General features: G+C 38.9%; 1 protein-coding gene. It reads left to right on the top strand.

Annotated features, from left to right (window positions below; translation table 11 throughout):
• Positions 1 to 422: AAA family ATPase (locus tag TH606_RS11230; RefSeq protein ID WP_157627932.1), on the top strand; the 422-nt coding region annotated here is incomplete at both ends.

Below are 422 nucleotides of genomic sequence, written 5' to 3'. Positions count from 1 at the left end.
CGTCCCAGGCGTTTCGGGAAAAGCCTTTTTCTTGATACCCTACGCCAGGCCTTCTTAGCCAAAAAAGAACTCTTTCAGGGCCTCTATCTTGAAAACAACTGGGACTGGTCTGTTAGGTACCCGGTGATTCACATCTCGTTTGGTAGCGGGGTAATAGAAGACGAAAAAGATTTAATTAATAACACCAACTTCATTTTAGAAAGATGCCAGGAAGAATTAGAGGTCAAGTGTAAATACATTGGAGATTACAAAAACTGCTTTCACGAACTTATCATAAGAGCTTCTCAAAAATATAACCAGAAAACAGTGGTGCTTATAGACGAATACGATAAGCCTATTCTGGACCGCATTGAAGACCGAGAAAAAGCTATAAGGATTTGTGAAAAGCTAAAAAATTTTTACTCTGTCTTAAAAGATGCTGA

Origin of the sequence: Thermodesulfatator autotrophicus (assembly GCF_001642325.1) — a bacterium.
Lineage (GTDB): Bacteria > Desulfobacterota > Thermodesulfobacteria > Thermodesulfobacteriales > Thermodesulfatatoraceae > Thermodesulfatator > Thermodesulfatator autotrophicus.
Note: the sequence above shows the minus strand (reverse complement) of the source record. Positions and strands in the feature narration are given on the sequence as shown.